This window comes from Phenylobacterium conjunctum (assembly GCF_042679085.1).
In the GTDB taxonomy this organism is placed as follows: domain Bacteria; phylum Pseudomonadota; class Alphaproteobacteria; order Caulobacterales; family Caulobacteraceae; genus Phenylobacterium; species Phenylobacterium conjunctum.
On sequence record NZ_JBHTLQ010000001.1, the window covers coordinates 20,294 to 44,602 of the forward strand.

Genomic DNA, 24,309 nt, shown 5'->3' on the forward strand with positions numbered 1-24,309 from the left:
AGCGGCGACGCTGACCACCTTGACGCGTGGGTCGGCTGGAGACCCGTTTACGTTCAGGGGGTGTTTCATGTTGCGCCGCACGGTGCTTCTTTCGGTGGCCGCAAGCCTTGTGGCCGCCCCGATGGCGTGGGGAGCCGAGGCTCCCGTCGCGAAGGTGCCGGAAGGCACGGAACTGCTGATCCGGTTCAATGACCGACTGTCGTCGGGGACGAACTCCGCGGGGGACCAGTTCTCCATCACGCTCGACGAGGACGTGCGCCTCGCCGACGGGACCGTCGTGAAGGCGGGCTACCGCGGAAAAGGCGAGGTCACCGACGCCAGGAAGAAGGGCTTTATGGGCCAGGCCGGCGAGTTGAACATCCGGCTCAACTACCTGAGGGTCGGCGATGCGCGGATCCGGCTGCGCGCCAGCAAGGGCGGCGAAGGCAAGGGCGCCATGGGCGCGACGATCGCGCTGACGGTCCTGTTCGGGCCGCTCGGGTTGCTCAAGCGCGGCCATGACATCGAGATCAAGCCGGGGCAGACCCTGACCGCCTATGCCGACCAGGACGCGCTTCTGCCGCTCCCCCTGCCGCCTCCGCCTGAAGACTGAAGCCTCGCGCCCCTTCTGAGGTTCAGAAGGGGCGCGCCGCAATCAGATCGGTTCGTACGGGAACACGCCGGCGCTGGCGCCGAGGTCGGTGAAGTTGGGGGTCATGGCCGGGAGGCAGTGATCCAGGAGGGTCTGGGGCGTCCAGCCTTCCATCCGGGCCAGGGACTTCACGGGGCGCGGCTGGTTGAACAGCACCACCTCGTTGCCGCGCACGGCGAAGATCTGGCCGCTGACGGCCTTCGCGCCCGGGCCGGCCAGGGCGACGGCCAGCTGGGCCACCTGGTCGGCGCGCATGGCGCGCTGCATCCGCTCAACCCGCTGGGCCGAGGCCTCGTCCTTCACCGGGATGGTGGCGATCATCCGGGTCCAGGCGAAGGGGGCGATGATGTTGGAGCGGACGTTCTTGGCCGCGCCTTCCATGGCCACGATCCGCGACAGGCCCATCACGCCCAGCTTGGCGGCGGCGTAGTTGGCCTGGCCGATGTTGCCGATCAGGCCCGAGGTCGAGGTGAAGTGGACGTAGGAGCCTTCCTCCTGGTTCCGGAACAGCTCGATGGAGGCGCGGGTGACGTTATAGGCGCCGCGCAGGTGGACCTCGATGACCGCGTCCCAGTCGGCGTCGTCCATCTTGTGGAACATCTTGTCGCGCAGGATGCCGGCCGGGTTCACCACGGCGTGCAGGCCGCCGAAGGTGTCCTTGGCCTGTTCGATCATCCGCTTCACGCCGTCCATGCTGGCGACGCTGTCGGAGTTGGAGACCGCCTCGCCGCCGGCGGCGCGGATTTCCTGGGCGGTGGCCTCGGCCGGGCCCGCATCGCCGGCGTCGCCGCCGCCGACCGAGCCACCCAGGTCATTGACCACCACCTTGGCGCCCTCGCGCGCGGCGAGCAGCGCGCACTCCTTGCCGATGCCGCCGGCCCCGCCGGTGACCAGAACGACCTTGCCGTCGAGCACGCCCATCTTCGTCTCCTTGGTTTCGCGCCGCCCGTTCCGCCGGGCGCGTCGGCGACTGCATTACGCGGTGAAGCGCGATCATGGAACTCGTCGCGCTACGTCACCGGGCGCGGAGAGGTTGATTCCTCCGCCGCAGCGCTTCATGTCCAAGGGGTCCCAAGGAGGCCTTCATGGACGAGGATTTCCGGCGCGCGGCGCTGGACTATCACCGCTTTCCGCAGCCCGGTAAGCTGACGGTCGAGCCGACCAAGCGCATGGCGACCCAGCGCGACTTGGCCCTGGCCTATTCGCCGGGGGTCGCTGCGCCGTGCGAGGCCATCGCCGCCGACCCGGACACCGCCCGCGACTATACCGGCCGGGGCAACCTGGTGGCCGTGATCACCAACGGCACCGCCGTGCTGGGCCTGGGCAATATCGGGCCGCTGGCCGGCAAGCCGGTGATGGAGGGCAAGGCCGCCCTGTTCAAGAAGTTCGCCGGCATCGACGTCTTCGACATCGAAGTCGACGCCCTGGACCCCGAGCGGTTCATCGAGGTGGTGGCGGCGCTGGAGCCCACCTTCGGCGGCATCAATCTGGAGGACATCAAGGCCCCGGAATGCTTCGCCATCGAGCGCGCCCTGCGCGCGCGGATGAACATCCCGGTCTTCCACGACGACCAGCACGGCACCGCCATCGTCTGCGCGGCCGCCGTCCGCAATTCGCTGGTGCTGCAGGGCAAGGCGCTGAAGGACGTCAAGCTGGTCACCTCCGGCGCCGGCGCCGCGGCCATGGCCTGCGTGGACCTGCTGGTCTCCATGGGCCTGCCGGCCGAGAACGTCACCCTCACCGACATCAAGGGCGTGGTCTATGCCGGGCGTGATCCGGACATGCCGGCCAACATGGCCCGCTACGCCCGGCCCACCGACGCGCGCACCCTGCCGGACGTGCTGCCGGGGGCGGACATTTTCTTAGGGTTGTCAGCGCCCAGGGTGCTGAAGCCCGAATGGCTGCCGCTCTTGGGCGAGAAGCCGCTGATCCTGGCCATGGCCAACCCCGAGCCGGAGATCCTTCCGGAGCTGGTCGCCGAGGCCCGGCCGGACGCCATCGTCGCCACCGGCCGCAGCGACTATCCGAACCAGGTCAACAACGTCCTGTGCTTCCCCTTCATCTTCCGGGGCGCGCTGGACGTGGGCGCGACCGAGATCAATGAGGCGATGAAGCTGGCCGCCGTGGAGGCCATCGCCGAACTGGCCCGCGCCGAGGCCAGCGAAGAGGTGGCCAGCGCCTATGGCGGGACCACCCACGCCTTCGGACCGCGCTACATCATCCCCGCGCCCTTTGATCCGCGCCTGATCCTGACCGTCGCCCCGGCCGTGGCCAAGGCGGCGATGGAGAGCGGCGTGGCCAGGCGACCCATCGCCGACTTCGACGCCTACCTTCGGCAGCTGGAGCGGTTCGTCTATCGCTCGGGCCAGCTGATGCGGCCGGTGTTCGAGCGGGCCAAGAAGGCTCCGGCCCGCGTCGCCTACGCCGAGGGCGAGGACGACCGCGTGCTGCGCGCGGTCCAGACCGTGGTGGACGAGGGCCTGGCCCGGCCGGTCCTGGTCGGCCGCCCGGAGGTGATCGCCGGCAAGATCGCCCAGATGGGCTTGCGCCTGAAACCCGGGCACGACGTTGAGATCTTCGACTGGGCGACGGATCCGGACGGGCCGCGGCTGATCAGCGACTATTGCGCCCGGGTCGGCCGGCGCGGCGTCTCGCCGCCGGCGGCGACCCTGCGGTTCCGCACCCGTCCCACCGTGGCGGCCTCCATGCTGCTCGACGCGGGTCGCGTGGATGCGGCCCTGGTCGGCGGCGGCGGCGACTGGTGGAAACACATGACCTACGCCCTGCCGATCCTGCCGCGGCAGGCCGGCGTCTCCCGCGTCTATGCCCTGTCGGCCCTGATCCTGCCGTCGGGCGCGCTGTTCTTCGCCGACACCCACGTCAATGTGGACCCGACCGCCGAACAGATCGCCGAGCTCGCGGCCCTGGCGGCGGAAGAGGTGCGCCGGTTCGGCGTGACGCCCAAGGCGGCCCTGCTCTCGCACTCCAACTTCGGGGCCAGCAACTCGCCGACGGCGCGGAAGATGCGCGACGCGCTCGCCCTGATCCGGTCCCGGACGCCGGAGTTGGAAATCGATGGCGAGATGCACGGGGACTCGGCGCTCAGCCAGATCCTGCGCGAGCGGCTGGTCCCGGATGGCCGGCTGCAGGGCTCGGCCAACCTCCTGATCATGCCCACCCTGGATGCGGCCAATATCAGCCTGACCCTGCTGGCCGGGGCGACGGAGGCGCTGCTGGTCGGCCCCATCCTGCTGGGCCTGTCCAAGCCGCTGCACGTGATGATCCCGACGGTGACCGCGCGCGGCGTCATCAACCTGACCGCCATCGCCGCGGCCCAGGCCTCGGCGCAGGGGCTGGTGGCGGGCTAGGCTTCCGCACCCCTCCCGTTTGTGACATTGTGCGTGTCATAAACGGGAGCTGTCCATGTTGATCCTCGCCGGCCTGATCGCGCTCGTCGCGACCCTTGTCGCCATCGTCTGGCTGATCGGCGCGAGCGAGCCGGTCCAGCGGCTGGGCGTGGCCTCGCCGGCCTGGTTCGTGATGCTGAAGGGCGGAGAGGCGCCAAGCCTTGCGCCCGGCGTGCGCCTGCGCTGGCGCTCCAGGATCGACGCCCCGATGATCGCCGATGAGGCCTATTGGGACACCTGCCTGATCCTGACCGGCGGCGCCCATGACGCCGACCCCCTGACGCTCGGCTCGGGGACGGTGGACGCCTATATCGCCCGCATCGACCTGCTCGCCCCGCCGGCCCTGGCGCTGGGCGTCCTGCGGGTGCTGGTGACCCTGGGCGTGCTGGCCAAGCCCAAGGACGCGCCGGTGACGGATCCCGCGACCCTGGGCTTCCGAACCGACATCATGCCGACCAAGGCCAACACCGAGGCCCTGATCGCCCGGCCGGCCAGCTACCGCCCGGCGATGGTCAACTTCCTGAAGTACTTCGAGACCGCCCGCTACAAGGACGGCCGGCCCTCAACCGGCGCCGAGGCCTATCGCCGCTATGGCGCGGTGGCGCTGCAGACCGTCTATCGGGTGGGCGGGACGCTGCAGTTCTACGGGCGGGTGCGTGACGTGCTGCGCGAGCCGGACGCGGGGCCGACGGTCGGCGACTGGGACGACGTCGCCGTCATGCTCTATCCGAACCCGGCGGCCATCGCGACGATGGAGCAGGTCCCGGTCTATCACGCCGCCCTGCATCACCGGGACGCCGGGCTGGACCGCACGGTTCTCTTGGCCAGCCATCTGGCCTGAACCCGCCGCCTGGGCCAGGATGGTCGCCACAGACGGGGAGGGCGGCCATGACACGCATCACAAGCTTGCTGGGGGCGCTCGCCCTGGCGGTCCTGCTGGGCGCCGCCGGTCCGCCCGCCTTCAGATCCGATATCCCCAAGGGCCCGACGCCCTGGACCCACACCCGCTTCGATGACGCGCCTGGCGACTTCGCCTTCGCCGTGGTCTCGGACCTGGAGTCCGGCTACCGCCCCGGCGTCTTCGACGTGGCCGCCGCCCAACTGGAGCTGATGCGCCCGGCCTTCATCATGACCGTCGGCGACATGATCGACGGCGGGACCGAGGACGTGGCCCGGCTGAAACAGGAATGGGACGATTTCGACGCCCTGGCCGCCAAGGCGCCGGCGCCCTTCTTCCACGTGGCCGGCAACCACGACATGACCAACCTGACCCAGCGCCGGGTCTGGGAGGAGCGCTATGGCCGCCGCTACTACTGGTTCGTCTACAAGGACGTCCTGTTCCTGGTGCTGGACACCGAGGACTATGCGCCCGAGCGGATGCAGCAGATCTACAAGATGCGCGCCGACTACCTGGCCGCCCGCAAGACCGATCCGGCGAACGCCTTCAAGCTGCCCTACGCGTCACTGATCGAATCCAAGGTGGGCGAGATCGGGCCGGACCAGGTGGCCTATTTCCAGAAGGCCATCGCCGACCATCCCAAGGTCCGCTGGACCATCGCCCTGATGCACAAACCCGCCTACAACCGCCAGGGCTCAGGCGGCCTCGCCCCCATCGAGGCGGCGCTGAAGGGCCGGCCCTACACCATCCTGAACGGCCACCTGCACCGCTACAGCTACAGCCAGCTGAACGGGGCCGACCACATCATGCTGGGGACCACCGGCGGCGAGCGGTCCTTCGACGGTTCGGCGGGCGGCATGGACCACTTCATGTGGATCACCATGACCAAGGACGGCCCCAGAATCGCCAACCTCCGCCTCGACGGCGTGCTCGACAAAACCGGCCACGTGCCGGCGAACGGCGAGAGGCTGTGCATCACCCCGAAGTGCTAGCCGGCCCTAGCCCCCGAGGGTCGGGACTCAATTGAGCTGAGTGATCTGCTGCTACATCCGTGTCCTTCTCCCCTTGTGGGAGAAGGTGTCGGGCGAGGAGCTCGACGGATGAGGGGTCGCCCATCCCTTTCCGCAATTGTCGCGAAAGGCCTTCCCGGAGAGGTCTGAGAGACCCCTCATCCGACCCTGCTCCGCAGGGCCACCTTCTCCCACAAGGGGAGAAGGACGCTTTACGCGCATCTGCGAAGGATCAATCGAGTAGGGACGCTACCGCCCCGACAAATCCACCACCGCATTGTCCAGCGGGAACTCCGCCTTGCGCGGAACCGCGGCGCCGGCGGGCGTCCAGGCGCCGGTCCCCTCAAGGATCGCGGGATCCTTCGCCTGGCCGTGGTCGACGAAGGCGGCGAGCGCGTGTGGCACGCCTTCCGCCCCCAAAGGCGAGGGGCCGTCCATCAGCTGAAAGTGCAGGTGCGGCGCGTCCGAATTGCCGGAATTGCCGAGCTTGCCCAGCACCTGGCCGGCCTTGACCTTGTCGCCCGGCTTCACGGTCAGGGTGCCCGGCTGCAGGTGGGCGTAGAGCGCCCAGGTCCCGGCGCCCAAGTCCATGATCACATAGTCCCCGGCGATGGTCTCCAGGGTCACCGGCACGGTGCGATCGGTGTTGGCGCCATCGTTCTCCGGCTGGCCGTCGCGGATCGCGGTGACGGTCCCGTCGGCCACCGCCATCACCGGCGCGCCATAGGCATAGAAGTCGGCGTTATGCTTGCCGCCATTGCGGGCCAGCATCCCGTCGGGGCCGATCTGGATCCAGTCGATGGCGAAGCGCTGGGCGGTGAAGGTGTGGCCGTCCGACTGCATCTGGCTGCGGCGGTGGTCGAGGCTGGCGAGCGCATTGGCCGCCAGCCAGCGCGGGCCGGACAGCGGCGCAGCGATCACCCGCGCGGAGCCCGGCGCAACCGCCACCTGCGGGCCTGGAACCTCCTGGCGCTCCGTCTGGCCGTTCTTGCGCGTATAGGCGAACACCACCTTGTGGGTCAGGGCGCCCGGAACCTTGGCCCCCGGCGCCAGGGCCAGGTCGACGAACACCACCAGGCTGCGGCCGGCGTCGAGCAGGCCCGGCTGGGCGGGCTCGTGGCCGATGGGCTGCAGCATGGCGTCCAGGGCCTTGGCGTCATAGGTGGCCAGCACCTGGCCCTGAGCATCTCTGACCGACAATTGGTCCACCGTGACGGCGCGCGGGGCGAAGTTGGTCAGCCGCAGCTCGTACAACAGCCGCGCCCGCCCGTCGGCCATCACCGCCTGGGGCGGCTTGCCGGCTGAGACCTCGATGGGAAACGCCGTCGGCGCGGCGACCGCGGCCAGGGGCAGGGTGAGAAGGGCGATGGTGAGGGCGAGGAAACGCATGGCCTGCAACCTAGACCAGCAGCCCCCTCACCCCAACCCTGTCCACTCCCCCTTCCGCTCATTCCCGCGAAGGCGGGAATCCATGCGGCGGTTAGGGCGGATGGTGAGTCAGCTTGAATCCCCGCCTGCGCGGGGATGAGCGGGGGTGAGGGCTAGAACTGCGCCAGAGTGGCCAGCGCCCCGTCCGACAATAGCTTGTCCAGCCATGCTGTGACCGCCGCGCGGAATTCCGGGCTCCCGGCCAGCCGCTCCGGGAACACCGCGCGCAGGCTCATGAAGGCCTCCACCTGGGCCGCGGCGTCGCCGACCGCGAGCGCTGCCGTGGTCGCGGCCAGGGGGTCGTCCACCTGGAACGCCGCGCCCGCATCGTCCAGGCCGCCCTGCCAGCGGATCCAGGCGGCGACGCCCAGCGCGATCGCGTCGATCCCCTGACTGGCGTCGAGCCGCGCGACGGCGGTGGCAAGCAGGCGCTGGGGGAGCTTCTGGCTGCCGTCCATGGCGATCTGGCGCGTGCGGTGTTGCAGGGCCGGGTTGGCGAAGCGGGCCATGAGTTCGCGGCGATAGGCGGCGACGTCCAGGCCGGGGGGCGGGGTGAGGGTGGTCTGGGCCTCGTCCCATAGGGCCTCGACGAAACTCACAGCGTCGGGACGGGACACCACCTGGTGGATGAAGTCGATCCCGGCCAGGCCGCCCAGATAGGCCATGGCAGAATGGGCGCCATTGAGCAGGCGCAGCTTCGCCTCCTCCCAAGGGGCGACCTCGGCGGTGAGCTGGACGCCCAGGCCTGCGAAGTCGGGCCGGGGGCCGGCGAAACGGTCCTCGATCACCCATTGGCGGAAGGGCTCGGTCTTGACCATGGCCTGGTCTTCGACGCGCAGGCGCGCGGACAGGGCGGCGATGTCGTCGGCCGTGGTGGCCGGGACGATGCGGTCGACCATGGTCTGGGGGAAGGCGCCCTGGGCGGCGATCCAGGCGGCGAGGCCGGGGTCGTGGGCCCCCGCCAAGGCCAGAACGGCCGCGCGCAGGCGTTTGCCGTTCTCCGGAATGTTGTCGCAGGAGATGGCTGTGAAGGGGGCCAGGCCCCGCGTCCGGCGGATGGCGAGGGCCGCAGTCAGGAACCCCGGCGCGGTGCGCGGCGCGGCTAGGCTCTGCAGGTCGGCCGCGAGGTCCGGATCGTCCGTGAGCAGACGACCTGTCACCGGATCGAGCTTGTAGCCCTTCTCGGTGATGGTCAGGGTGACGATGTGCACGTCCTGGTCGGCCAGGGCCTGGACCAGGGCGCCTGGATCGCGCGGGGCGACCAGCACCCCCTGGACCGCGCCGATGATCCGCGCCGCCGTCGTCTCGCCGTCGCGGACCAGCAGTGTGTAGAGCCCGTCCTGCGGCGCCAGCTGGTCATGGACGTCCGCCGACCGCAGCGAGGCGCCCAGCACGCCCCAGCGCAGGTCGCCGGCCCTAAGCGCATCGTCGAACCACACCGCCTGGTGCGCCCGATGAAAGGCGCCGATCCCGAGGTGGACGACCCCGGTCTTCACCGCGCGCCGGTCATAGCCGGGGCGTTCGATGTCGGCGGCAAGGTGGGCGAGGGCGGTGTCGGTCAGGCGATCCATGACACCGGTTACCAGTTATGCATCGATCCGTCTTCAAGCCGGTTCACCGGCAGGTAGGCCCGGGCATAGGGATACTTTGCCGCTAGGCCCTCATCGAGGTCGACCCCAAGGCCCGGCGCCTCGCCCGGATGCAGCATGCCGTCGGCGAAGCTGTAGGCGTGCGGGAAGACCGCGTCGGTCTCTTCGGTGTGGCGCATGTATTCCTGGACCCCGAAGTTCGGGATCGACAGGCCGAAGTGCAGGTGGGCGGCCATGCAGACCGGCGACAGGTCGGTGGCGCCATGGCAGCCGGTCCTGACGTTATAGAGGTCGGCCAGGGCCGCGATCCGGCGCAGGTGGGTGATGCCGCCGGCGTGCACGGCGGTGCAGCGGATATAATCGATCAACTGCTCTTCGATCAGCGGCTTGGCGTCCCAGATGGAGTTGAACACCTCGCCGACGGCCAGCGGCGTGGTGGTGTGCTGGCGGATCAGCCGGAAGCTGGCCGGGTTGTCGGCGGGCGTCGCGTCTTCCAGCCAGAAGGGACGGTAGGGCTCCAGGTCCTTGCCCAGACGCCCGGCCTCGATGGGGGTGAGGCGGTGGTGGATGTCGTGCAGCAGGTGGACGTCCCAGCCCAGGGCCTCACGGGCGGCGGCGAACAGGGGCGGGACGCTGCGCAGGTACTTCTCGGTGGACCAGACATTCTCGGTGGGCAGGTCGGCGTCGGCCGGCTCATAGAACATCTTGTCCTTGGAGACGCCGTAGGTGGAGGCCAGACCCGGCACGCCAGACTGCAGGCGGATGGCCTTATAGCCCAGGGCCTTGTAGCGCTGGGCCTCGGCGATGGTGTCCTCCGGCGTCTCGCCATTGGCGTGGCCATAGACCATGACACCGGTGCGGCAGGCGCCGCCGAGGAGCTGGTAAAGCGGCATGCCGGCCAGCTTGGCCTTGATATCCCACAGCGCCATGTCCACCGCGGCGATGGCCGTCATGGTCACCGGACCCCGGCGCCAGTAGGCCCCGCGATAGAGGAACTGCCAGATATCCTCGATCTGGTGCGCGTCGCGGCCGATCAGGCAGGGGACGACATGGTCGGTCAGATAGCTCTCCACCGCCAGCTCACGCCCGTTCAGGGTGGCGTCGCCCAGGCCATAGGTCCCGTCCTCGCACTCGATCTTCAGGGTCACGAAGTTGCGCCCCGGGCTGGTGACGACAACACGAGCGGCGATGATCTTGGGCATGGGCGGGTCCGTTGAGGTGCTTCGCCGTCAGCCTAGCGCGGCTTGGCCCCGCACCTAACCCCCCTCCGCTCATCCCGGCGTTCGCCGGGATGAGCGGAGGGGTTGCACCATCTCCGCACCCATGCACTGTGATCGCAGTTTCACCTGCGGACTCAACCCATGTCCCCCCAGAGGCGGGCGCTCGCCGACCAGCATGCGGTGCACGACCAGGTCTATGGCGCCATCCGCCAGGCCCTGATCACCGGCCAGATCGCGCCGGGCCGGGGCTTAAGCCTGCGCAGCCTGGCCACCACCATGGGGGTCAGCCCGATGCCGGTGCGCGATGCGGTGCGCCGTCTGGTGGCCGAGCAGGCCCTGGCGGTGAACCCGGTGAACAAGCGGCTGTCCGTGCCGTCGCTGACCCCGTCACGGCTGGAGCAGCTGCAGCAGGCCCGCCTGTGGATCGAGCCGGAGCTGGCGGCGCGGGCCGCGGCGCGCGCCGATCCCGCCCTGGTCAAGCTTCTGCAGGAGATCGACGTGCGCCTGGACAAGGCGCTCAGCGTCGGGGACGTGGACGCCTACATGGCGGCCAATCACGAGTTCCACTTCACCCTCTATGCGCGCTCGGGGGCCGAGGTGCTGTTGTCCATGGCCGGCGGCCTGTGGCTGCAGATCGGGCCCTTCATGAGGGTGGTGTTCGGCCGGGTCGGCACGGACAGCCTGCCCGCCGACTACCACGCCATCGCCATCGCCGCCCTGGCCGCCGGGGACGGGGAGGGCGCCCGCGCCGCCATCGCCGCTGACCTGACACAAGGCATGGACAAGATGCGCGCGGCCGTCGAGGCGATGACATGATCCGGCGGCTTGACAGGCGAGAAGGCGGGGCAAACTGTGATCACAGTTTGCGCGAGACCGGCTCGTCCATGTTGACGTCAAAGCGGAGCAGGGCATGAGCCAGACCTTTCAGGTGACGAACCCGGCGAACCGCGCCGTGCTGGCGAGCCTGCCGGATATGGGCGCTGCGGAAACGCGCGCGGCCATCGATGCGGCCCATGCGGCCTTTCCCGCCTGGGCGGCGCGGACGGCCAAGGACCGCGGTGCGATCCTGAGGCGCTGGAGCGACCTGATCCTCATGCACACCGAGCGGCTGGCGGCGCTGATGACCGCCGAGCAGGGCAAACCCCTGGCAGAGGCGCGCGGCGAAGTGGCCTATGGCGCCAGCTTCATCGACTGGTTCGCCGACGAGGCCAAACGCGCCTATGGCCACGCGATCCCGACGCCGGATCCCAAGAAGCGCCTGATGTCGGTGAAGCAGCCGATCGGGGTCTGCGCGGCCATCGCGCCCTGGAACTTCCCCATCGCCATGATCACCCGCAAGGTCGGCCCGGCCCTCGCCGCCGGCTGCACGGTGGTGGTCAAGCCGGCCGCCGAGACGCCGCTGTGCGCCCTGGCTATCGCCGAACTGGCGAGCGAGGCCGGCGTGCCCGAGGGCGTGCTGAACATTGTGACCGGGACCGATGCGTCCGCGATTGGCGCGGTGCTGTGCGAGGACAGCCGGGTCCGCAAGCTGTCCTTCACCGGCTCGACCCCGGTGGGCAAGCTGCTCTACGGCCAGTGCGCGGGCACGGTGAAGAAGCTCAGCCTCGAGCTGGGCGGCAACGCGCCCTTTATCGTCTTCGACGACGCCGACCTGGAGGCCGCGGTCGACGGGGCCATGGCCAGCAAGTACCGCAACGCCGGCCAGACCTGCGTCTGCGCCAACCGCCTGATCGTGCAGTCGGGCATCCATGACGCCTTTGTCGCGCGGCTTGCTGAAAAGGCGGCCGCGCTGAAGGTCGGCGCAGGCGACCAGCCCGGCGTGCAGATCGGCCCACTGATCACGGCGAAGGCGGTGGCCAAGGTCGAGGGCCTGCTGACCGAGGCCGTGGCGGGCGGCGCCAAGGTGGTGACCGGCGGGACGTCGGAGGGTCAGTTCTTCACGCCGACCGTGCTGACCGGCGCGACGGCGGACATGCGGATCTTCCGCGAGGAGATCTTCGGCCCCGTGGCCCCGGTGGTGAGGTTTGAGACTGAGGCCGAAGCCATCGCGCTGGCCAACGCGACGCCCTACGGCCTGGCGGCCTATTTCTTTAGCCGCGACGTGGGCCGCTGCTGGCGGGTGGCCGAGGCCATCGAGGCCGGCATGGTCGGGATCAATGAGGGCCTGATCTCCACCGAGGTCGCGCCCTTCGGCGGGGTCAAGGAAAGCGGCCTGGGCCGCGAGGGCGGCTCCGAAGGGCTCGAGGAGTATTTCGAGACCAAGTACCTGTGCTTCGGCGGGGTCGCATGAGGCTGGACGCGCTCCTCGCCCGAGAGACGGCCCGGTTCGGCGCCGAGCATCCGCGCTCGGTCGCGATGGCGGCTGAGGCGAGCGCCGTCTGGCGCGGCGGCGCGCCCATGCACTGGATGGGCGACTGGGCGAGCCCCAGCCCGATCTTCGCCGAGCGCGGGGAGGGGGCGCGGCTGATCGATGTGGATGGCCGGGCCTATGACGACTTCTGCCTGGGCGACACGCCCTCCATGTTCGGCCATGGCCAGCCGGCGGTGGCGGCCGCGGCGGCGCAGCGCCTGAACCAGGGCGCAGGCTTCATGCTGCCGACGGCGGATGCGGTGACCGTGGGCCGGCTGCTCGCGGAGCGCTTCGGCCTGCCCCTGTGGCAGGCGGCGGTGACGGCCAGCGACGCCAACCGCGCGGTGATTCGCTGGGCGCGGGCGGTGACGGAGCGCCCGGTGATCCTGGTCTTCGACGGCTGCTATCACGGCATGGTCGAGGACTGCCTCGTGACCCTGAAGGACGGGGCGACGGCGATGAAGGCCGGGCTGGTCGGCCAGGTCCACGACATGACCGCGACGACCCGCGTAGTTCCGTTCAACGACCTCGTGGCGTTGGAAGCGGCGCTTGAGCCCGGCGACGTGGCGGCGGTGTTGGCCGAGCCGGTGATGACCAATTGCGGGATGATCCTGCCGGAGCCCGGCTTCCACGACGCCCTGCGGCGCCTGACGCGGGCCGCCGGGACCCTGCTGATCCTGGACGAGACCCACACCCTGTCCTCGGGCTCCGGCGGCTATGTGCGGGCCCATGGCCTGGCGCCGGACATGTTCGTGGTCGGCAAGGCCATCGCCGGCGGGATCCCCGCCGCGGTCTGGGGCGTGACCGCCGAGCTCAGCGCCCGGATGGATGCGGCCCAGGCGCGCATCGGCCCCGGCCAGTCCGGCATCGGCACGACCCTGGCCGGCAATGCGCTGGCGCTGGCGGCCATCAAGACCATGCTGGCCGAAGTCATGACCGAGGCGGCTTATGCCCGCATGGAGGCCGGCGCGGAACGGCTGGCGGCCGGGCTGTCAGGCGTGATCGCGCGCCAGGGCCTGGCCTGGAGCGTGGTGCGGGTGGGCGCGCGGGTGGAGCTGGTTTTCGCCGATCCGGCCCCGAAAAACGCCGCCGAGATGCGCAAGGCCCTGGACCCGGACCTCCTGGCCGCGCTTCATCTGTGGCTGATCAACCGGGGGGTGCTGATCGCGCCCTTCCACAACATGATGCTGGTGTCGCCGGACACCGCCGACGCCGCCATCGACCGGCTGGTCGAAGCGGTGGACGGATTCGGCGCCGCCCTGAAGGACCTCGCCGCATGACCCTGCCCCTCGTCGCCGACCCGCAGGAGTGCCGCGACTTCCTGGCCGCCAACCCGCAGGTCCAGTTCGTGGAGGTGTTCTTCACCTCGATGACCGGGGTGCCGCGCGGCAAGCGCCTGCGGGTGCATGAGCTGCAGGCGATCTATGACTATGGCCGTTTCCTGCCCGGCTCGATCCTGGTGGTCGACACCACCGGCGCCGACTGCGAGGAGACGGGCCTCGTCTGGGAGGACGGCGACGCCGACCGCCGGGCGCGGCCCGTGCCGGGGACGCTGAAGCTGGCGCCGTGGCTTGGCCCCGACATGGCCCAGGTGATGCTGTCGCTCTATGAGCTGGACGGGACGCCCAACGATCTCGACCCGCGCCATGTGCTGCGCCGGGTGCTGGATCGTTACGAGGCCGACGGCCTGATCCCGGTCGTGGCCTGTGAGCTGGAATACTACCTGGTCGACACCGAGCGGACGGCGGAGGGCGACCTGCAGCCGCCGAAGTCGGCCCTGACCGGCCAGCGGCCGCACGGCATCCAGGTCTATGGCCTGCCGGAACTGGAGTCTGTGGCGCCGTTCCTGCGCGAACTGTGGGCGACGGCCGACGTTCTGGGCGTGCCGCTGGAAGGCGCGATTTCGGAGTTCGCGCCCAGCCAGGTGGAGCTGACCCTGAAGCACAAGCCCGACGCCCTGTCGGCGGCGGACGACGCGGTGATCTACAAGCGCGCCACCAAGGGGGTGGCCCTGCGCCATGGGTGCGAGGCGACCTTCATGGCCAAGCCCTGGGCCGACCGGGCGGGCAGCGGCTTCCACGTCCATGTCAGCATCGCCAATCCGGCCGGCGACAACCTGTGCGCCAGCGAGGATCCGCAAGGCTCGGCCCTGCTGAAACACGCCATCGGCGGCATGAAGGCGCTGATGGGCGACTGCATGGCCATCTTGGCGCCCAACGCCAATTCGTACCGGCGCTTCAAGGCCAATTCCTACGCGCCCGTGGCGCCGACCTGGGGGGTGAATAACCGCACGGTCTCCCTGCGGGTGCCGGCTGGACCTGCGCCCACCCGGCATGTGGAGCATCGCGTGGCCGGGGCCGACGCCAACCCGTACCTGGTGCTCGCAGCCCTGTTGGCGGCGGCGCACCACGGCATCACGACGAAGGCTGATCCCGGCCCGGCGGTGGAGGGCGACGGTTATGCGGCGGCGGCGCGGGAGAACACCCGCCTGCCCACCAACTGGTTCGCGGCGGTGGACCTGTTCGATCGCAGCGCGGTGCTGCGCGACTATCTGGGCGACCGGTTCGTGGACATGTTCTGCTCGGTGAAGCGGACCGAGCAGGCGCGGTTCTTCGAGGTCGTCACCGCCCTCGATTTTGACTGGTATCTGCGCAACGCCTGAGCCGAGCGCAAAAATAACAAGGGTTTGGATGGACGGCGGAGCGCCCTCGGGCCTCCGTCGGGGGACGACAAGGAGATCGAGGATGACGAGCCAATTTCGTGGGGCCTCCCGCCGGTCGCTGCTGACCGCCCTGGGCGCCGCCGCTGTCGGATTCAGCCTGACCAACTGCAGCCCCAAGCCGGCCGCCAAGGTCGCGGGCGGCGAAGAGCCGAAGCTCAACTTCTACAACTGGGACACCTACATCGGTGAGACCACCCTGGCCGACTTCAAGAAGGCCAGCGGGGTCGAGGTGAACATGAGCCTGTTCGCCACCAACGACGAACTGTTCGCCAAGCTGAAGGCCGGCAATCCCGGCTTCGACGTGATCGTGCCGTCCAACGAGTTCGTCACCCGGATGGGCCAGGCCGGTCTGCTGGAGCCGCTGGATCACAGCAAGATCCCCAACATCAAGAACGTCGATCCGACCTTCATGAACCCGGACTACGACCCGGGGCGGAAGTTCTCCATGCCCTACACCTGGCTGGTGCTCGGCATCGGCTATCGCAAGAGCAAGGTGAAGGGCGTCCCAGACAGCTGGAAGTACCTGTTCGACAGCAACCAGTACGCCGGCAAGATCGCCCTGCTGTCCGAAAGCGCCGACCTCGTGCGGCTGGCGGCCAAGTACAAGGGCCACTCGGTCAACAACATCCCGCCCGAGCTGGTGGCCGAGATCGAGCAGATGCTGATCAAGCAGAAGCCGTTCGTGAAGGCCTTCCACGACGACAACGGCCAGGACCTCCTGGCGTCGGGTGAGGTGGACTTGGTGCTGGAGTACAATGGCGACATCGCCCAGGTGATGAAGGAAGACGACGACATCGGCTTCGTGGTCCCCAAGGAAGGCAGCCTGCTGAACTCCGACACCCTGTGCATTCCGAAGGGCGCGCCGCGGCCGAACAATGCGCACGCCTTCATCAACTACATCCTGGACGCCCAGGCGGGCGCCGAGATCTCCAAGACCATTCTCTATCCGACGCCCAACGCGGCGGCGAAGGCGCTGATGCCGGCGGAGTATCGCGACAACCCCGTGATCTTCCCGCCCGCGGACCAACTGGCGAAATGCGAGTACGGCGCCTTCGAAGGCCCGGAAAAGGCCAGCCTCTACGAAGAGGTCATCACCCGCGTGCGGGCGGCCTAGGTGTCGCTGGCGTGCGCCTCTTTTCCCTCTCCCCTTGTGGGAGAGGGTGGCCCCGCGGAGCGGGGTCGGGTGAGGGGTCGCGCGCGCCTGGCCGGAGTGGCGTTGTGTCCGGGGCGGTCTGAGAGACCCCTCATCCGTCGGCTTCGCCGACACCTTCTCCCACAAGGGGAGAAGGGCGCTCTCAGGAGGCGCTGATGGAGCTCAGTTGGACCAAGGCCAAGGCGGTGTTCGCCGCTGCGCTGGGGCCGCCGCTGTTCTGGCTGGTGCTGTTCTTCCTCGCGCCGCTGGCGATCATCTGGGCCTACAGCTTCGGCCACAATGTCGGCCTGACCGACATCGCCATCACCGGCACCTTCAAGAACTACATCCGGGCGGTGGAGCCGCTCTATCTGAAGATCTTCATCAAATCGGCCTGGGTCGCGGCCCTGACCACGGGGCTGTGCCTGGTGATCGGCTTTCCGGTGGCGCTGGCCATCACCTTCGCCAGCGAGAAGGCCAAGACCTGGCTGCTGTTGCTGATCATGCTGCCCTTCTGGACCAACCTCTTGATCCGGACCTACGCCCTGATCGCGGTCCTGCGGACGGAGGGCTACGTCAACCAGTCGCTGGGCTGGCTCTGGAAAGGCGGGCAGGGGCTGGCGGCCTTGCTGGGGCTGGCGCCCATCGGCGACTTCACGCCGCTGGAACTGCTGCACAACAACTTCGCGGTGGTCCTGGGCCTCGTCTATGTCCACCTGCCCTTCATGGTGCTGCCGCTCTATTCGGCCCTGGACCGCCTGGACCGCTCGCTGATGGAGGCGAGCCTGGACCTGGGCGCGGGCCACATCCGCACCCTCTTGCGGGTGGTGGTTCCCCTGGCCCTGCCGGGCATCGCGTCCGGCGTGCTGATCACCTTCATCCCGGCGCTCGGGGCCTATCTGACGCCGGACCTTTTGGGCGGCCCGGACAGCCAGATGATCGCCAATGTCATCGAGCGGCAGTTCAAGCGCGCCAATGACTGGCCCTTCGGCGCGGCCCTGTCCTTCGTGCTGATGTACCTGACCTTCATCGCCATCGCGATCCAGGCCCTGTTGTCCCGGCCCAAGCCGAGGGAGGCCAGCTGATGGCGCGCCGCGACCCCGCAGGACCGCTGGAATACCTCCGCCGCTGGCAGATGCAGGCCTGGCTGGCGGCGGTGGGTCTGTTCCTCTACGTGCCGCTGATCGCCCTGATGGCCTTCAGCTTCAATGACAGCCGGCGCAACATCGTCTGGAAGGGCTTCACCCTCAAATATTACGAGAAGGCGTTCAACAACGCCTCGCTGATCGAGGCCTTCGGCAACTCCCTGACCATCGCGGCGGTCTCGACCCTGCTCAGCGTCATGCTGGGGGCGATGGTAGCCTTCGCCCTGTGGCGGTTCCGCTTTCCGGGCAAGACGGCGCTGGACGGGGCGTTGGCCCTGCCCATCGTGGTGCCGGAGATCTGCATGGGCGTGGCCATGCTGGTGTTCTTCGCCAAGGTGCTGCCCTGGCCGCAGGGCCTGCCCTGGCCGCTGAACCTGGGCGCGATCATCATCGCCCACGTCTCCTTCTCCTTCCCCTTCGTGGCGGTGGTGGTGCGGGCCCGCATGGCCAGCTTCAACCGCGAGATGGAGGAGGCGGCCCGTGACCTGGGCGCCGGCGAGTGGCGGACCATCCAGGACGTGATCCTGCCGCACATGGCGCCGTCCCTGGTGGCCGGCGCTCTCCTGGCCTTCACCCTCAGCCTCGATGACTTCGTCATCACCTTCTTCACCTCCGGCCCGGACACGGTGACCTTCCCGGTCAAGGTCTACGCCATGGTGCGGTTCTCGGTGACGCCGGAGGTCAACGCGGCCTCGACCATCCTCATCGTGCTGACGGTGATCCTCACCGCCGTCGCCCTACGGCTGCAGGGGGACCCGGCCGCGGCGGCCGGCCACGGCGGCGGCGACAAGAGCTGAAAGACGGGTCCATGAGCGACAAGCCACCCATCATCACCTTCGAGAACGTCACCAAGCGCTTCGGCAAGATGGTGGCGGTCGACAACGTCACCTTGTCTGTCCAGGAGGGCGAGTTCTTCTCGCTCTTGGGGCCGTCCGGCTGCGGCAAGACCACCCTCTTGCGGATGCTGGCCGGGTTCGAGACCCCCAGCGAGGGCCGCATCCTGATCGACGGCCAGGACGTCTCCGCCGTGCCGCCGAACAAGCGGCCGGTGAACATGGTGTTCCAGTCCTACGCCGTGTTCCCGCACATGACCGTGGCCGACAACGTCGCCTACGGCCTGAAGGTGGACAAGGTTCCGGCCGCCGACCGCAAGCGCCGGGTCGAGGAGGCGCTGGAGCTGGTGCAGCTGGGCGGCCTGGGCGGCCGCAAGCCCGACCAGCTGTCCGGCGGCCAGCGGCAGCGCGTGGCCCTGGCCCGCGCCCTGGTCAAGCGCCCGCGCGTCCTGCTGCTCGACGAGCCGCTGTCGGCCCTGGACGCCAAGTTGCGCGAGCAGATGCGCACCGAGCTCTGCACCCTGCAGGAGAAGGTGGGCGTGACCTTCATCATGGTCACCCACGACCAGGACGAGGCTTTGGCGCTGGCCTCGCGCTGCGCGGTGATGAACCGCGGTGTGCTGCAGCAGGTGGCCAGCCCCAACGACCTGTACGAATTCCCCAACAGCCGGTTCGTGGCCGACTTCATCGGTACGGTGAACCTGTTCGAGGGCGTGCTGGCCGTGGACGAGCCGGACCACGCGACCATCAAGTCGCCGGACCTGCCCTGCGACCTCTATCTCGACCACGGGGTCACGGGCGCCCAGGGCGGGACACTGTGGGCGGCGATCCGGCCCGAGAAGATCGAACTGAAGAAGCGGCCCGAGGGCTCGGCCCCGCCCAAGCTGGACGACGCGCCGGCTGGGACCAACGCCGTCGCCGGGGTCATCCGCCACGAGGCCTATCTGGGCGGCGAGAGCCTGTACGAGGTCGAGATCGCTGGGGGCCGCCGGATCAAGGTCAAGCGCTCCAACCTGACCCGCTGGGACCAGGAGGACTTCGCGCTGGGCGAGGCGGTCTGGCTGACCTGGCACGCCTGTTCGCCCGCCGTGCTGTTGTCATGAGCCGCCCCGTCGCCGGGATCATCTGCTGCACCCGCACGGTGGGGGTGGAGAACGCGCAGGCCGTGATGAACCGCTATGTCGCCCACGCCATGCGCTATGCGGACGCTGCGGCCCTGCTGGTCCCGTCCATGCCAGAGCTGATGACGGCGGCCGAGGTCGCGCCGCGGCTGGACGGCCTGATGCTGACCGGCAGTCCGTCGAACCTCGATCCCACCTATTACGGGCCGGCGGTGGACGACGCGCCGGGGCCGTTTGATCCGGCCCGCGACGCCATGACCCGCGACCTGATCAAGGCGATGCTGGACTTAGGGAAACCGGTGTTCGGGGTCTGCCGGGGCTTCCAGGAGATCAATGTCGCCTTCGGCGGGTCGCTCCGCCGGGACATGGCTGAGGCCTCCGAGCTGATGGCGCACCATGCCCCGGACGAGGTCGGCTTCAACGAGATGTTCGATCATGTCCATCCGGTCCGGCTGACGCCGGGCGGGGTGCTGGCCCGCGCGTTCGGCGCCGAGGAGACGTCCGTAAACTCCGTGCACTACCAGGGGGTCGACCGGCTGGGCGACGGCCTCGCCATCGAGGCCCAGGCGCCGGACGGCGTCGTCGAGGCCGTGTCCGGCCAGGTCAACGGCGCGCCCGTCCTCGCTGTCCAATGGCACCCTGAGTGGCGCACCGACGCCAACCCGCAAAGTCAGACCTTCTTCCAGATCTTCGGACGCGCCCTGAGAGGCGCGCCGCTCGTCGCGTAAAAACGCCAGGAGTCCCCCGTGAACGTTCCCATCCGCAACCACGACATCGCTGAACTCAAGCGCCTGGACCTGGCCCACCACCTGCCGGCCCAGGCGGACCACAAGGTCATCGCCGAGCTGGGCGGCAGCCGCATCATCACCCGCGCCGATGGCTGCTACATCCATGATGGCGAAGGCCACACCATCCTCGACGGCATGGCCGGCCTGTGGTGCGTGAACGTCGGCTATGGCCGCGAGGAACTGGCCAAGGCGGCTTATGAGCAGATGCTTGAGCTGCCCTACTACAACACCTTCTTCAAGACGGCGACGCCGCCCACCGTGCGGCTGGCGGCCAAGATCGCCGAGAAGATGGGTGGCGATCTCTCCCACGTCTTCTTCAACTCGTCGGGCTCGGAGGCCAATGACACGGTCTTCCGCCTGGCGCGCCACTACTGGAAGCTCAAGGGCGAGCCGCAGCGCACGGTCTTCATCAGCCGCTGGAACGCCTATCACGGCTCGACCGTGGCCGGCGTCTCCCTGGGCGGCATGAAGCACATGCATGTGCAGGGCGACCTGCCGATCCCCGGCGTCGAGCACGTGCGCCAGCCCTATGGCTTCGGGGAGGGCTTTGGCGAGGACCCCGACGCCTTTGCGGAAGCCTGCGTGCAGGCCATCGAGGATAAGATCCTGGAGGTGGGGCCTGAGAAGGTCGCGGCCTTCATCGGCGAGCCGGTGCAGGGCGCGGGCGGGGTGATCATCCCGCCGGAGGGCTATTGGCCAAAGGTCGAGGCCCTTTGCCGCAAGTACGGCATCCTGCTGGTCTGCGACGAGGTGATCTGCGGCTTCGGGCGGCTGGGTCACTGGTTCGGCCACCAGGGCTATGGGATCAAGCCGGACATGATCGCCATGGCCAAGGGCCTGTCCTCGGGCTACCTGCCGATCAGCGCCGTGGGCGTGGCCGACCACATCGTCGCCGAGCTGAAGGAGAAGGGCGGGGACTTTATCCACGGCTTCACCTATTCGGGTCATCCGACCTGCGCCGCCGTCGCCATCGCCAATATCGAGATCATGGAGCGCGAAGGCCTGATCGAGCGCACGCGCACCGACACTGGCCCCTATCTCGCCAAGGCCCTGGCCCGGCTGAACGACCACCCGCTGGTGGGCGAGACCCGCTCGCGCGGCCTCTTGGGCGCGGTCGAGATCGTGCGCGAGAAGGGGACCAATCTGCGCTTCCTGGACAAGGAGGGCGAGGCCGGTCCCATTGTCCGCGACATCTGCATCCGGAACGGCCTGATGGTCCGCGGCATCCGCGACACCATCGTCTGCTGCCCGCCCCTGATCATCACCCACGCCCAGATCGACGAGCTGGTGGACATCATTGGGCGGTCCCTCACCGAGGCGGAACCGATCCTGCGGGCCTTGAAACCGGGGACTCCGTCATGAAGTCCAAGGCCAAAAAGTCGAAGGCGGCGGCGCGGGGCGTCGCCAATCTCGAGGAGGCCACCGCCTGGCTGGCGCGGCAGGGCATCGAGGAAATCGAGTGCATGGCCGCCGACCTGGCCGGGGTGGCGCGCGGCAAGATCATGCCGGTCCGCAAGTTCCTGGGCGCGCCACAGATGAACCTGCCGCTGGCGGTGTTCTACCAGACCATCACCGGCGACTTTCCCGAGGACATGGGCCCCGTCAGCGCCGTCCAGTCCGACACCGACATCTTCCTCAATCCGGACTTCGCCACGCTCGCGGTGGTGCCCTGGGCCCAGGACCCGACCGCCCAGGTGATCCACGACGCCTTCCATCCCGATGGCCGGCCGGTGGAGGAGAGCCCCCGCCAGGTGCTGCGCCGGGTGCTGGCCCTCTATCGCGAGCGCGGCTGGCAGCCGGTCGTGGCACCGGAGATGGAGTTCTACCTCGTCGACAAGAACACCGACCCGGACTACCCGCTCAAGCCCCCCATCGGCCGCTCGGGCCGGCCGGAGACGGGGCGTCAGGGCTATTCGATCAGCGCGGTCAACGAGTTCGACGCCCTGTTCGAGGACATGTACGAATACTCCGAGGCGCAAGGCCTGGAGATCGACACCCTGATCCACGAAAGCGGCGTGGCCCAGATGGAAATCAACCTGCGGCACGGCGATCCGCTGGAGCTCGCCGACCAGGTCTTCATGTTCAAGCGCACGATCCGCGAGGTGGCGCTGGAGCACAACATCTACGCCACCTTCATGGCCAAGCCGATGGCCGCCGAGCCGGGCTCGGCCATGCACATCCACCAGTCGATCATCGATACGGCGACGGGCGAGAACCTGTTCTCCGACCCCAAGACCGGCGAGGCGACGCCGGCCTTCTACGCCTTCATCGCCGGCCAGCAGAAATACCTGCCGGCGATCATGGCCATCCTGGCGCCCTACGTGAATTCCTACCGCCGGATCGCGAAGGGGTCGGGGGCGCCGGTCAACACGCAGTGGGGCTATGACAACCGCACCTGCGGCCTGCGCGTGCCGCCCTCGGACGCCGCCAACCGGCGGGTGGAGAACCGGATCCCCTCTTCGGACGCCAATCCCTACCTGGCCATCGCCGCCAGCCTGGCGGCCGGCTATCTGGGCCTGAGCGGCGCCCTTTCGCCCTCGGCGCCGGTGGACATCGACGCCAGCGCCCTCGGCGTCCAGCTGCCGCGCAGCCTGTCGGAGTCCCTGCGCCTGTTCACCGAGGCCCGGCCCCTGGTGGAGATCCTGGGGGAGACCTTCGTCCAGGCCTATGACCGGGTGAAGCAGACCGAGTACGAGATCTTCATGCAGACCATCAGCCCGTGGGAGCGGGAGTTCCTGCTGCTGAACGTCTGATGCGCAACACCGGCCAGCCGCCGGGCTCCTGGTACGCCGCCACCGCGACGCATGCGCCGGGGCTTGTTCCCCTGGAGGGGAGGGCGACCTGCGAGGTGTGCGTGGTGGGCGCGGGCTTCACCGGCCTGGGCGCGGCCCTGGAGCTGGCGGCGCGTGGTGTCTCCGTGGTGGTCCTGGAGGCGGCGACCGTGGGCTCCGGCGGGTCGGGGCGCAATGGCGGCCAGGTGCATACCGGCCAGCGGCGGGACCAGGCCTGGCTGGAGAAGGCGGTGGGCGAGGCCGACGCGCTGGCGCTCTGGCGGCTGGCGGAGGACGCCCGCGCCGGGCTGATGGCCCTGGTCCAGGAGATCCCCTGCGACTGGCGGCCGGGCCTGATCCACGCCCGCCACAAGCCCGGCGGCGAGGCCGCCGACGTGGCCGACATCGCCCATCTGCGCGACCGCTATGGTTATGACCTGATCGAGCTGATCGGCGCGCGCGACCTGGCCCAGGAGCTGGGGACAGACGTCTATTTCGGCGGGACGCTCGATCGGGGCGGCGGCCACCTGCACCCGCTGAACCTGGCGCTCGGCATGGCCCGCAAGGCGCTGGCCGAGGGGGTGGCGATCCACCAGCGCAGCCCGGCCTTGAGCTGGCGGCGGGAGGCCGGCCGTATCCGGGTGACGACACCGTCCGGCGAGGTCGACTGCCGCGAGCTGATCCTGAGCGGCGACGGCTATCTGGAGGGCGCGGTGGCGCCGGCGGCGCGCGGTCGGGTCATGCCCATCAACAACTTCATCGCCGTCACCGAGCCGCTGGAGGAACTGGGCGAAGACATCCTCCGCTCCGGCGCGGCGGTGGCCGACAGCCGGTTCGTGGTCAACTACTACCGCAAGACCCCGGACGGCCGCCTGCTGTTCGGGGGCGGGGAGAACTATCGGCCGGGCTTCCCTGCGGACCTGGCCGAGTTCGTGCGGCGGCACATGGTGCGGGTCTATCCGCAGCTCGCCGATGTCGCGATCACCCATGCCTGGGGCGGGACCCTGGGCGTGACCCCGCACCGGGTTCCCTATGTGCGCCAGGTGGCCGAAGGCGTACGCATCGCCGCCGGATACTCCGGCCAGGGGGTGATGCTGGCGCCGCATGTGGGCCGGCTCCTGGCGCGGGCGGCGCTGGAGGAGACGGCGGGCGTGGATCTGCTGGCGCGGTTGCCGGTTCCACCATTTCCCGGCGGGCGGCTGCTGCGCTGGCCGCTCACGGTGGCGGGCTTGAGCTGGTATGCGCTGAAGGATCGGCTGTAGCG

The 24,309-nt window shown here is 69.2% G+C and carries 20 protein-coding genes; 16 read left to right on the top strand and 4 right to left on the bottom strand.

Features of this window, described 5'->3' with window-relative positions; genetic code table 11:
* Positions 1–67: 67 nt before the first annotated feature.
* Positions 68–592 (top strand): hypothetical protein, encoded by a 525-nt coding sequence (locus ACFQ27_RS00120; RefSeq protein WP_377351924.1) that lies wholly within the window; start codon positions 68–70, stop codon positions 590–592.
* 42 nt (positions 593–634) lie between these two features.
* On the opposite strand, the gene ACFQ27_RS00125 is transcribed toward ACFQ27_RS00120, so the two are convergent.
* Positions 635–1,552 (bottom strand): SDR family NAD(P)-dependent oxidoreductase, encoded by a 918-nt coding sequence (locus ACFQ27_RS00125; RefSeq protein ID WP_374345687.1) that lies wholly within the window; start codon positions 1,550–1,552, stop codon positions 635–637.
* Positions 1,553–1,716: 164 nt separating this feature from the next.
* Between ACFQ27_RS00125 and ACFQ27_RS00130 the strand changes: the two genes are divergently transcribed.
* The 3 genes from ACFQ27_RS00130 to ACFQ27_RS00140 are packed head-to-tail and all read left to right on the top strand — an operon-like array spanning position 1,717 to position 5,928.
* On the top strand, positions 1,717–3,999 hold the full coding sequence (locus ACFQ27_RS00130; RefSeq protein ID WP_377351925.1) for an NADP-dependent malic enzyme: 2,283 nt from the start codon (positions 1,717–1,719) through the stop codon (positions 3,997–3,999).
* A 55-nt stretch (positions 4,000–4,054) separates the two neighbouring features.
* Entirely contained in the window at positions 4,055–4,879 is an 825-nt protein-coding gene (locus ACFQ27_RS00135) for a hypothetical protein (protein WP_377351926.1), read from the top strand.
* Between the two features lie 47 nt (positions 4,880–4,926).
* Positions 4,927–5,928, top strand: a complete 1,002-nt coding sequence (locus ACFQ27_RS00140) for a metallophosphoesterase family protein (RefSeq protein WP_377351927.1) — start codon at positions 4,927–4,929, stop codon at positions 5,926–5,928.
* A gap of 267 nt (positions 5,929–6,195) precedes the next feature.
* Here ACFQ27_RS00140 and ACFQ27_RS00145 read toward each other — a convergent pair whose 3' ends face one another.
* The 3 genes from ACFQ27_RS00145 to manD all read right to left on the bottom strand — a co-directional run bounded on the left by ACFQ27_RS00145 (position 6,196) and on the right by manD (position 10,165).
* On the bottom strand, positions 6,196–7,335 hold the full coding sequence (locus ACFQ27_RS00145; RefSeq protein WP_377351928.1) for a M23 family metallopeptidase: 1,140 nt from the start codon (positions 7,333–7,335) through the stop codon (positions 6,196–6,198).
* 152 nt (positions 7,336–7,487) lie between these two features.
* A complete protein-coding gene (locus tag ACFQ27_RS00150) occupies positions 7,488–8,945 on the bottom strand; it encodes a mannitol dehydrogenase family protein (protein WP_377351929.1) in 1,458 nt (485 codons plus the stop codon).
* A gap of 8 nt (positions 8,946–8,953) precedes the next feature.
* Positions 8,954–10,165 (bottom strand): D-mannonate dehydratase ManD, encoded by a 1,212-nt coding sequence (gene manD / locus ACFQ27_RS00155; protein WP_377351930.1) that lies wholly within the window; start codon positions 10,163–10,165, stop codon positions 8,954–8,956.
* A 159-nt stretch (positions 10,166–10,324) separates the two neighbouring features.
* Between manD and ACFQ27_RS00160 the strand changes: the two genes are divergently transcribed.
* From ACFQ27_RS00160 to ACFQ27_RS00215, 12 genes are all read left to right on the top strand, one after another.
* On the top strand, positions 10,325–10,999 hold the full coding sequence (locus tag ACFQ27_RS00160; protein WP_377351931.1) for a GntR family transcriptional regulator: 675 nt from the start codon (positions 10,325–10,327) through the stop codon (positions 10,997–10,999).
* 94 nt (positions 11,000–11,093) lie between these two features.
* The gene (locus ACFQ27_RS00165) at positions 11,094–12,473 is read left to right on the top strand and encodes an NAD-dependent succinate-semialdehyde dehydrogenase (protein ID WP_377351932.1); all 1,380 of its coding nucleotides are present in this window, start codon (positions 11,094–11,096) and stop codon (positions 12,471–12,473) included.
* Entirely contained in the window at positions 12,470–13,813 is a 1,344-nt protein-coding gene (locus ACFQ27_RS00170) for an aspartate aminotransferase family protein (RefSeq protein WP_377351933.1), read from the top strand. Before ACFQ27_RS00165 ends, ACFQ27_RS00170 begins: the two co-directional genes overlap by 4 nt.
* On the top strand, positions 13,810–15,195 hold the full coding sequence (locus ACFQ27_RS00175; protein ID WP_377351934.1) for a glutamine synthetase family protein: 1,386 nt from the start codon (positions 13,810–13,812) through the stop codon (positions 15,193–15,195). Before ACFQ27_RS00170 ends, ACFQ27_RS00175 begins: the two co-directional genes overlap by 4 nt.
* Positions 15,196–15,277: 82 nt before the next feature.
* On the top strand, positions 15,278–16,369 hold the full coding sequence (locus ACFQ27_RS00180; protein WP_374345676.1) for an ABC transporter substrate-binding protein: 1,092 nt from the start codon (positions 15,278–15,280) through the stop codon (positions 16,367–16,369).
* 194 nt (positions 16,370–16,563) lie between these two features.
* Positions 16,564–17,472 carry an ABC transporter permease gene (locus ACFQ27_RS00185; RefSeq protein ID WP_374345675.1) on the top strand — a complete coding sequence of 303 codons (909 nt, stop codon included), beginning with the start codon at positions 16,564–16,566 and terminating at the stop codon, positions 17,470–17,472.
* Positions 17,472–18,329, top strand: a complete 858-nt coding sequence (locus ACFQ27_RS00190) for an ABC transporter permease (RefSeq protein WP_377351935.1) — start codon at positions 17,472–17,474, stop codon at positions 18,327–18,329. Before ACFQ27_RS00185 ends, ACFQ27_RS00190 begins: the two co-directional genes overlap by 1 nt.
* 11 nt (positions 18,330–18,340) lie before the next feature.
* Complete coding sequence (locus ACFQ27_RS00195; protein WP_377351936.1) at positions 18,341–19,468, top strand: ABC transporter ATP-binding protein; 1,128 nt, start codon at positions 18,341–18,343, stop codon at positions 19,466–19,468.
* Positions 19,465–20,214, top strand: coding sequence for a gamma-glutamyl-gamma-aminobutyrate hydrolase family protein (locus ACFQ27_RS00200; protein WP_374345672.1), 750 nt, complete (start codon positions 19,465–19,467; stop codon positions 20,212–20,214). The genes ACFQ27_RS00195 and ACFQ27_RS00200 overlap by 4 nt, the downstream gene beginning before the upstream one ends.
* A gap of 18 nt (positions 20,215–20,232) precedes the next feature.
* The gene (locus ACFQ27_RS00205) at positions 20,233–21,636 is read left to right on the top strand and encodes an aspartate aminotransferase family protein (RefSeq protein WP_374345671.1); all 1,404 of its coding nucleotides are present in this window, start codon (positions 20,233–20,235) and stop codon (positions 21,634–21,636) included.
* On the top strand, positions 21,633–23,027 hold the full coding sequence (locus tag ACFQ27_RS00210; RefSeq protein WP_377351937.1) for a glutamine synthetase family protein: 1,395 nt from the start codon (positions 21,633–21,635) through the stop codon (positions 23,025–23,027). Before ACFQ27_RS00205 ends, ACFQ27_RS00210 begins: the two co-directional genes overlap by 4 nt.
* Positions 23,027–24,307: an NAD(P)/FAD-dependent oxidoreductase gene (locus ACFQ27_RS00215; protein ID WP_377351938.1), complete on the top strand. Its 1,281-nt coding sequence runs from the start codon at positions 23,027–23,029 to the stop codon at positions 24,305–24,307. Before ACFQ27_RS00210 ends, ACFQ27_RS00215 begins: the two co-directional genes overlap by 1 nt.
* Positions 24,308–24,309 lie beyond the last annotated feature (2 nt).

Bases quoted from the DNA above. Each gene is read 5' to 3' on its own strand.
- ACFQ27_RS00120 (WP_377351924.1), top strand. From the start codon at position 68: ATGTTGCGCCGCACGGTGCTTCTTTCGGTGGCCGCAAGCCTTGTGGCC.
- ACFQ27_RS00125 (WP_374345687.1), bottom strand. From the start codon at position 1,552: ATGGGCGTGCTCGACGGCAAGGTCGTTCTGGTCACCGGCGGGGCCGGC.
- ACFQ27_RS00130 (WP_377351925.1), top strand. From the start codon at position 1,717: ATGGACGAGGATTTCCGGCGCGCGGCGCTGGACTATCACCGCTTTCCG.
- ACFQ27_RS00135 (WP_377351926.1), top strand. From the start codon at position 4,055: ATGTTGATCCTCGCCGGCCTGATCGCGCTCGTCGCGACCCTTGTCGCC.
- ACFQ27_RS00140 (WP_377351927.1), top strand. From the start codon at position 4,927: ATGACACGCATCACAAGCTTGCTGGGGGCGCTCGCCCTGGCGGTCCTG.
- ACFQ27_RS00145 (WP_377351928.1), bottom strand. From the start codon at position 7,335: ATGCGTTTCCTCGCCCTCACCATCGCCCTTCTCACCCTGCCCCTGGCC.
- ACFQ27_RS00150 (WP_377351929.1), bottom strand. From the start codon at position 8,945: ATGGATCGCCTGACCGACACCGCCCTCGCCCACCTTGCCGCCGACATC.
- manD (WP_377351930.1), bottom strand. From the start codon at position 10,165: ATGCCCAAGATCATCGCCGCTCGTGTTGTCGTCACCAGCCCGGGGCGC.
- ACFQ27_RS00160 (WP_377351931.1), top strand. From the start codon at position 10,325: ATGTCCCCCCAGAGGCGGGCGCTCGCCGACCAGCATGCGGTGCACGAC.
- ACFQ27_RS00165 (WP_377351932.1), top strand. From the start codon at position 11,094: ATGAGCCAGACCTTTCAGGTGACGAACCCGGCGAACCGCGCCGTGCTG.
- ACFQ27_RS00170 (WP_377351933.1), top strand. From the start codon at position 12,470: ATGAGGCTGGACGCGCTCCTCGCCCGAGAGACGGCCCGGTTCGGCGCC.
- ACFQ27_RS00175 (WP_377351934.1), top strand. From the start codon at position 13,810: ATGACCCTGCCCCTCGTCGCCGACCCGCAGGAGTGCCGCGACTTCCTG.
- ACFQ27_RS00180 (WP_374345676.1), top strand. From the start codon at position 15,278: ATGACGAGCCAATTTCGTGGGGCCTCCCGCCGGTCGCTGCTGACCGCC.
- ACFQ27_RS00185 (WP_374345675.1), top strand. From the start codon at position 16,564: ATGGAGCTCAGTTGGACCAAGGCCAAGGCGGTGTTCGCCGCTGCGCTG.
- ACFQ27_RS00190 (WP_377351935.1), top strand. From the start codon at position 17,472: ATGGCGCGCCGCGACCCCGCAGGACCGCTGGAATACCTCCGCCGCTGG.
- ACFQ27_RS00195 (WP_377351936.1), top strand. From the start codon at position 18,341: ATGAGCGACAAGCCACCCATCATCACCTTCGAGAACGTCACCAAGCGC.
- ACFQ27_RS00200 (WP_374345672.1), top strand. From the start codon at position 19,465: ATGAGCCGCCCCGTCGCCGGGATCATCTGCTGCACCCGCACGGTGGGG.
- ACFQ27_RS00210 (WP_377351937.1), top strand. From the start codon at position 21,633: ATGAAGTCCAAGGCCAAAAAGTCGAAGGCGGCGGCGCGGGGCGTCGCC.
- ACFQ27_RS00215 (WP_377351938.1), top strand. From the start codon at position 23,027: ATGCGCAACACCGGCCAGCCGCCGGGCTCCTGGTACGCCGCCACCGCG.